A 7,385-nucleotide genomic window follows, 5' to 3' on the forward strand; every position below is an offset into this window, starting at 1 on the left:
CCTTCAAAGCACATTGCGAGTATCACGACCTTCAGCATCGTTATAGCTTCACTTTTGATAGATTGGAGAATGATATGATGATCTTTTGTGAATGTTAACACTGTGGAAATTGCTATCCGGGCTGTCCAGTATCTCAGATTGTTTTCGGCTAATTTGAAATAATGTTAGGAAAAGATATTAAAAAAATTAAGTAGCTTTATTCTAAAATGTAAAATGACAAAGTCAAGCTAATGTTGATACCGGATATGGATATGATATAAGAAAATGTACCTCACCCGTGAAGAAGAGCGGATATACGAAGGAGAAGCAGGCTGGACGAAGAAGAAGGCAATGGAGATACTTGTTGCCATTGGAGACCTTAATGATGCGTCCAGATTGATACCCATAGAAAGTGCACACGTCTCTGGTGTATCATACAAGACCATAGGTGACGCTTTTCAGTTTATAGAGAATCTTGAGGGTAGAGTGGAGGTGAAGAGCACACTAAACCCTATGGGTATGGATCGGGATAGATGGGCTGAGATGAACATCTCAGACGAATTTGCAGATAGACAGAAGCGGATACTTGCAGCATACTCCAACCTTGGCATCTCACCAGAATGCACCTGTGTGCCTTATCTACTGGAAGGATGTACCCCCGGAGAGGGTAGCCATCTCGCATGGGCGGAATCATCTGCGGTGTTATATGCGAACTCAGTCCTTGGTGCGATGACGAATATGGAAGGTGCCCCATCTGCTCTCGCATCTGCGCTAATAGGTAAAACACCCCTTTATGGACTCCATTTGATTGAGAATAGAATGCCAAAGCTGAAAGTGAGAGTGAATTGCACACTCACAGATGCGGATTACAGTGCACTTGGATATCTCGTAGGGCAGCTTGCAGGAGATAGAATACCTGTGATAGAACTTGCTGCGAATCAGCACCCGAATGACGACGAACTGAAGCATCTATCTGCGGCAATAGGGGCTACCGGGGCTGTCGGGATGTACCATGTGAAAAGGGTAACGGCAGAGCTGAGTGAGACAGACCTGGAGGAGATAGAGTTAGAGAGGAGAGATTTGGATGACGTTTATGAAGAATGTGGCAGTGATGGTAATAGAGATGAGCCGGAGGTGATAGCGATAGGATGTCCGCATTGCTCTTATAGTGAGATAAGGCAAATATACCGGTATTTGAAGGCAGAAAGAGGAAGGAGAAGGGAAACTGAAGAAGTGAGAAAAGAGGTCTTCATATTCACAGCGAGAAGGATAAAGAACCAGCTACATGGATTGATAAAAGAGATAGAGAGTTACGGCGTTAAGGTCTTTTGCGACACGTGCTACGTGGTCTCACCTGCTTTTGGGCACTATAAGTCAGTATTGACGAACTCCGGTAAGATGAAGCGATACGTGCCCCTCATCTGTAATGGTGCATGTTCGACGCTATGCAGCACGAGGGAGTGCATAAAAGCGGCGTTTGAGTGAAAAAACGACATGACAAAAATTCCTTATGGCACCGGACTGATAGATGTGGATATAAAAGGAGCAGAGCTATTAGAGAGGAGTACTACTAAGAGGGATAAAGGGTATAAGAGAGATAGCAAAGATACCAGCGAAGTACTACAGAGTGCCATCAAGAACCCTATTGGCACGAAACAACTCGGTGAGATATTAGCAGCAAAAGGAGACAATATCGTGATTGTTGTGGATGATCATACAAGGAATGCACCGACAGAGATGATGCTCGATGCTCTGACAGGAGAGATAGGGCAGCATAAGGATAAGAATGTCTCACTGCTTGTGGCTTGTGGCACGCACCCCCCGCCTTCCACTGGAGATCTGCGAAGGATACTTGGGAAGTATTACAAGCATAAGCAGTTCAAGATTGTGATCCACGATTGCGATGCCCCCGATCTGGTATACGTAGGAACTACAGCCAGAGGGACACCTGTGAGACTGAATAGGGCATATATGGATGCAGATATACGAATTCTAACTGGGGATATAACCCTGCATTACTATGCGGGATTTGGAGGTGGGCGAAAGAGTATCCTGCCGGGCATAGCGTCACGCGAGACGATAAGGAAGAACCATGCACTTTTGATAGATGAAAGAGCAAGGACGGCAAATATAGCTGATAATCCTGTGCATCTGGATATGAGCGAGGCAGCTTCTTTCGCACCTCCTGATTTCGTACTTAATATCGTTGCTGATGCCTCGGGGGATGTGGTAGCGGCATATGCAGGTGACCTGAAGGCTGTGTTTGATAGGGGTGCTGCAGTGGCAAAAGAACTCTTCTTGTATGAAACAGGTTTATTCGATGTTCTGGTAGTAAGTGCGGGTGGCTTTCCGAAGGACAGGAATCTGTATCAGGCTACGAAGGCAATTCAGAACTGCTATCAGGCGGTTGTTCCTGGCGGCAAGTTGATACTGGTTGCAGAATGCCGTGAAGGAATAGGGGATGCTTATTTCGAAGAGTGGATGAACGAATATACGAGTTATGAAGCAACAGAAGAAGCAATCAGGACGGATTTCGTGCTCGGTGGTCATAAAGCGTTCTACATACAGAAGGTGATGAAACGAATTCAGCTCTCTATTGTATCTGCGCTTGACCATGATATGCTGGTCAGATGGGGGATACAGCCATATGAGTCACTCAGTGCAGCAGTGGAGGCGGAGATAAAAGATAGTGATAAAGATAACGATAACTTTAAAATAGGTATAGTAAGAAATGGTTTAGATACTTTATTAGTGCCAAGAGAATAAGATAAAAAAGAGAGCAATGACAAACTTGGCGAAGCAGCGGCGGATAGCAGCTAAGGTATTGAAGGTGGGAGAAGGGAGGGTATGGATAGACCCTGAATCAATCAGTGATGTCGAAGAAGCGATAACGAGAGCGGATATCAGAGATTTGATAGAAGAGGGCGTGATAAGGAAGAAGCCGAAGAGAGGTGTGAGTAGAGGACGCGCAAGAATAAGAGCATTGAAGAAGTCACTTGGGCGTAGGAAGGGGCATGGGTCTCGGAAAGGAACGCAAGGTGCACGCAGGAGTAAGAAACGGCAGTGGATAATCAGAATAAGAGCTTTACGACGCCGATTAAAGGAACTAAGAGCAGAGGGGGTAATTGATAAGAGTATGTATCACAGGTTATACAACAAGGCAAAGGGTGGTGAGATTAAAAGCGTCGCGCGGTTGGAAGCAATGATAAGGAAAGAAGAATCAGGTTAAGATTAAGATGTCACAAAAGAAAGCAATTGGAGGACCTCTGTATAGAGTCCCTTTCCGACGTCGAAGGGAAGGGAAAACAGATTATCGGAAGCGATTAAAGCTCCTCATGAGTCATAAGCCAAGAGTGGTCGTGAGGCGGAGCAATAGTTACCTCAGGATACAGTTGATAACAACAGATAAACAGGGAGACAGGACATTTGTTGACACGACGTCAAAGGAACTGAGGAGATATGGATACGAGGGAGGGGGGAAGAATTTACCTGCAGCCTACCTTACCGGGTTATTATTCGGTAAGAAGGCAATAGAGGCGGGGTTCAAAGAGGCTATACTCGATATCGGACTCCATACATCAGTACATGGCTCGCGGATATTTGCTGCATTAAAGGGCGTTATTGATTCCGGTATGGAGGTCCCACATGATCCTGTCGTCTTCCCTCCGGAAGAACGTATTAGAGGTGAGCATATTGCATCCTATACCGGTGATACTTCTATCCCTGATATTTTTAAGATGGTGAAGGAGAGGATATTAACGAATGGCGGGAATAAGGCGTGAAGAGGAAGAGGAATGGAAGCCAGTTACAAAATTAGGCAAACTAGTACAGACTGGTGAGATAAAGACGATAGAGGAAGCATTGAAGTCTCGATACCCAATAAAGGAGTATCAAATAATAGAGACATTGATGCCTGACCTCAGTGAGGAGGTTCTGGATATAAACATGGTGCAGCGGATGACCGATTCGGGACGGAGGATAAAGTTTAGGGTGTGCGTAATTGTGGGTAATAAAGATGGTTATATAGGCATAGGGCTTGGTAAAGATGCTCTAGTGCGTAATAGCATAACGAAGGCGATAAGGGCTGCGGAATTGAATTTACGGCATATAGAGCGCGGTTGTGGGTCATGGGAGTGTAACTGCGAAGAGAAGCATTCGCTACCGTTCGCAGTGAGTGGTAAGTCAGGAGGTGTAGAGATAACACTGAAGCCAGCACCACGGGGATTGGGACTCGCAGCAGGTGACACACCGAAGAAGGTACTGGAGTTCGCAGGTATAAAGGATATATGGACGAAGGCAAAGGGAAGTACCAGAACAACTTTTAATTTCGCTATGGCAACCTTCAATGCACTTGTGAAGACTTCTGCGATAAAGAGATGATATATATACAATGTATGCGATAGTGAAATTGAGAGGGAGTGTAGGAATAAAACCGGAGATAAAGTACACGTTACAGCTATTGAGGTTACATAGGGTCAATCATTGCGCAATAGTGGACGAGAACGACTACTACCGTGGGATGCTGAAGCGAGTGAAGGATTACGTTGCCTGGGGGGAGATTTCAGAGGATATGCTGGAGTTATTATTGAAACGCCGTGGTAGACTGGAAGGAGGTAAGAGATTGACAGAGGAATATTTACGTGATAATACGCCGTTTGAATCGTTCAAGGCGCTGGCACACGCTCTGTGCACAGGGGAGGTGAAGATGCAGGATCTGACAAAATACAAAATCAAGCCTGTTTTGAGATTGCATCCGCCAAGAAAAGGGCATCGCGGTATCAAAAGGAGTGTGAAGCAGGGTGGCGAGCTCGGATATCACGGCACCGCTATAAATGAGTTACTGTATAAGATGAGGTGAAAGCATAGGAATAGGAAAGCAATCAATATATGCGGAAGGTTTAATATATAACTTTATATACACGGAAAGTAAACCAAAATTTGAAAGGGTTTTGGTCCTTTTGTTCAAGTTTTCTTTCACTGATTAATCTGTCCATAAATCCTTTTAACCCCCTCAAAAATGTTACCATTCTATACCAAAGAAATATTATATTTTATATACTATATAAAGATGATAAAAATGCCGGGAAAGGTATTAAGAATAGACCTGACTTCAGAGAGTTTTGAGGAAGAGGAGATAGAAGAGAACACGAGGAGGAAATTTTTAGGTGGGAGAGGATTTGGTGCGAAGATTTTATATGATGAGCTGCCTGCCGGGACGGACCCTTTTTCCGCAGAAAACATCGTTGTGATTGCGACTGGACCTTTGACCGGTACGAAAACGCCGAGTAGTGGGAGGCATGTGGTGGTTTCAAAGAGTCCTGCAACTGGTGGCATTACGTTTGCGAGTTCTGGCGGGACTTGGGCTGTTGAGTTTCGCAAGGCAGGATACGATGCGATAGTGATAAAAGGAAAAGCGAGTGCCCCGACTTATTTGTGGCTAAACGATGGGAATGTCGAGTTCAGAGATGCGAGTAAACACTGGGGCAAGCTTGTGAGTGAGGTGGATGATAGGATAAGAGAAGAAACGGATGAAAAAGCGAAGGTGCTTCAGATAGGTATTGGAGGCGAGAAAAAGTCATACATGGCGGCAATAATGAATGAGAAGTATAGAGCCGCGGGGAGAACGGGTTTAGGAGCAGTTCTGGGAAGCAAGAACCTGAAAGCAATCGCAGTAAAAGGCACGAAGGAGATTGAAGTCGCTAACTCTATTGCATTGCGAAGAGCGGCGGACAAGGCGATGAAGATAATCTCTGAGAACGATGTTACAAAAGAGGAAGGCGGGCTAAATTCATATGGAACCGCTGTGCTTACCACCATTGTCAATGCCGCAGGGATTTATCCCACGAAGAACTTCCAGACTGCTGTGTTTGCGGATGCGAAAAAGATCTCGGGAGAGAAAATGAAGGAGACGATTTTTGTGAAGAGAACAGCGTGTCACGAATGTCCGATAGAATGTGGAAGATGGGTAAAGATAGAGGAAGGGAAGTATAAGGGAATAGAAGGTGAGAGTCTTGAATATGAGACAAGTTGGGCATTCGGTGGTCAGTGCGGTGTTAGCGATTTGGGTGCGATTGCGAAAGCGAACTATACATGTAACGAATATGGACTGGACACGATTTCTGTGGGTAATACTATAGGATTTGCAATGGAACTATATGATAGGGGGATTTTAACGGAGGATGATGTTGGCTTCGAACTAAAATTCGGTGATCCAGATGCGATGCTGCGGATGATAGAGCTTATTGCGAGGCGAGAAGGATTTGGGGATGTCCTTGCTGATGGTACAAGGAAAGCAGCCGAGAAGATAGGTAAAGGCTCAGAGTACTATACGATGCAGGTGAAAGGGCTTGAGCTCCCCGCATACGACCCGAGAGGGGCGAGGGGCATAGGGTTGAATTTCGCTACTGCGAACCGTGGAGGCTGTCACGTTAGTGGATATACGATTGCGGCAGAGATAGTGGGGTCACCACTGAGGGTTGATCCGTTTGATGCGAGTGAAGATAAGGTGGACCTGACCATATTATTCCAGAACTTCACTGCTGCAGTTGATTCCGCAGTCAATTGCCTGTTCCTGACCTTTGCCATAGGTGCAGAGGAGTACGCAAATCTGATTGCCAGTGTGACAGGTTGGGAAGGTTATGGAGCGGAAGAGCTTTTAAAGACCGGTGAGCGGATATTTGCACTGGAAAGGATGTTCAACAAGCGAGAAGGATTTGGGAGGAAAGATGACACATTACCCGATAGACTGCTAACGGAGCCACTGCCTGAAGGTCCAGCAAAAGGTAAAGTGCATCCCTTAGAGGAGATGCTTCCTGTTTATTACAAGAAGCGGGGCTATAACGAAGAGGGGCATCCAACGGAGGAGAAGTTGAAGGAACTGGGGTTGTAGCTGTTATAGAGGTGTACAAAAGGAGGAGAAAGAAGAGAGATGGTAAAAGTATTGGTGTTCCATTACACCAATCAAGGAAGACTTCCAAAACTGAGCAGGGAGGAGCTGATTGATATTAGAAATAAGTTCCTCGATGTCCTTAAAGACTACCCGGATGTCCACTTCAATGGAACCTACGTTGACGAGAACGGAATGGGTATCTGTGATTGGGAAGCTCCAAGTCCAGAGATAGTTAAAGAAGTAGTAAGAAAGGCTTTGGGATCTCCACCTGCGGATCCTGTGATTGCGGTTAAGCAAGTGTTGCTATGATAGATAAACTTTTTTTATATTTTTTTATTATTCCTTCTTTTGTTATCTTCAAAGCTCCTATTTCCGTTTCTGATTTGATGATTAGCTCCCCTTCAACTTCAACTATTAGTCTGTTTTGCAGCATACTTCCTTTGGTCAGACTTATTCTTTATTTCAGGTTCAAGCTCAGCAACCATACTGCCTGAAATACTTTTCGAAATCGTGGCTC

7 protein-coding genes and 1 pseudogene are annotated in these 7,385 nt (G+C 45.2%); all 8 read left to right on the plus strand.

The window, feature by feature from the left end:
- Nucleotides 1-264: 264 nt before the first annotated feature.
- The 8 genes and pseudogenes from J7J01_00250 to J7J01_00285 all read left to right on the plus strand — a co-directional run bounded on the left by J7J01_00250 (nt 265) and on the right by J7J01_00285 (nt 7,177).
- Nucleotides 265-1,464, plus strand: a pseudogene (locus J7J01_00250) (aconitase X catalytic domain-containing protein).
- A 9-nt stretch (nt 1,465-1,473) separates the two neighbouring features.
- Nucleotides 1,474-2,745 (plus strand): nickel-dependent lactate racemase, encoded by a 1,272-nt coding sequence (gene larA, locus J7J01_00255; protein MCD6209324.1) that lies wholly within the window; start codon nt 1,474-1,476, stop codon nt 2,743-2,745.
- Nucleotides 2,746-2,761: 16 nt separating this feature from the next.
- On the plus strand, nt 2,762-3,208 hold the full coding sequence (locus J7J01_00260) for a 50S ribosomal protein L19e (protein MCD6209325.1): 447 nt from the start codon (nt 2,762-2,764) through the stop codon (nt 3,206-3,208).
- Nucleotides 3,209-3,215: 7 nt separating this feature from the next.
- Nucleotides 3,216-3,761: a 50S ribosomal protein L18 gene (locus J7J01_00265; protein MCD6209326.1), complete on the plus strand. Its 546-nt coding sequence runs from the start codon at nt 3,216-3,218 to the stop codon at nt 3,759-3,761.
- Nucleotides 3,742-4,359 carry a 30S ribosomal protein S5 gene (locus J7J01_00270; protein MCD6209327.1) on the plus strand — a complete coding sequence of 206 codons (618 nt, stop codon included), beginning with the start codon at nt 3,742-3,744 and terminating at the stop codon, nt 4,357-4,359. The genes J7J01_00265 and J7J01_00270 overlap by 20 nt, the downstream gene beginning before the upstream one ends.
- A 10-nt stretch (nt 4,360-4,369) precedes the next feature.
- The gene (locus tag J7J01_00275) at nt 4,370-4,837 is read left to right on the plus strand and encodes a 50S ribosomal protein L30 (GenBank protein ID MCD6209328.1); all 468 of its coding nucleotides are present in this window, start codon (nt 4,370-4,372) and stop codon (nt 4,835-4,837) included.
- A gap of 219 nt (nt 4,838-5,056) precedes the next feature.
- Nucleotides 5,057-6,868 carry an aldehyde ferredoxin oxidoreductase family protein gene (locus J7J01_00280; protein MCD6209329.1) on the plus strand — a complete coding sequence of 604 codons (1,812 nt, stop codon included), beginning with the start codon at nt 5,057-5,059 and terminating at the stop codon, nt 6,866-6,868.
- A 39-nt stretch (nt 6,869-6,907) separates the two neighbouring features.
- Complete coding sequence (locus J7J01_00285; GenBank protein MCD6209330.1) at nt 6,908-7,177, plus strand: DUF4242 domain-containing protein; 270 nt, start codon at nt 6,908-6,910, stop codon at nt 7,175-7,177.
- Nucleotides 7,178-7,385: the final 208 nt, after the last annotated feature.

It is taken from the genome of Methanophagales archaeon (assembly GCA_021159465.1).
In the GTDB taxonomy this organism is placed as follows: Archaea; Halobacteriota; Syntropharchaeia; order Alkanophagales; family Methanospirareceae; genus G60ANME1.

Excerpts from the sequence above, each read along its gene's own strand:
- larA (MCD6209324.1), top strand. The coding sequence starts at position 1,474 with ATGACAAAAATTCCTTATGGCACCGGACTGATAGATGTGGATATAAAA.
- J7J01_00260 (MCD6209325.1), top strand. The coding sequence starts at position 2,762 with ATGACAAACTTGGCGAAGCAGCGGCGGATAGCAGCTAAGGTATTGAAG.
- J7J01_00265 (MCD6209326.1), top strand. The coding sequence starts at position 3,216 with ATGTCACAAAAGAAAGCAATTGGAGGACCTCTGTATAGAGTCCCTTTC.
- J7J01_00270 (MCD6209327.1), top strand. The coding sequence starts at position 3,742 with ATGGCGGGAATAAGGCGTGAAGAGGAAGAGGAATGGAAGCCAGTTACA.
- J7J01_00275 (MCD6209328.1), top strand. The coding sequence starts at position 4,370 with ATGTATGCGATAGTGAAATTGAGAGGGAGTGTAGGAATAAAACCGGAG.
- J7J01_00280 (MCD6209329.1), top strand. The coding sequence starts at position 5,057 with ATGCCGGGAAAGGTATTAAGAATAGACCTGACTTCAGAGAGTTTTGAG.
- J7J01_00285 (MCD6209330.1), top strand. The coding sequence starts at position 6,908 with ATGGTAAAAGTATTGGTGTTCCATTACACCAATCAAGGAAGACTTCCA.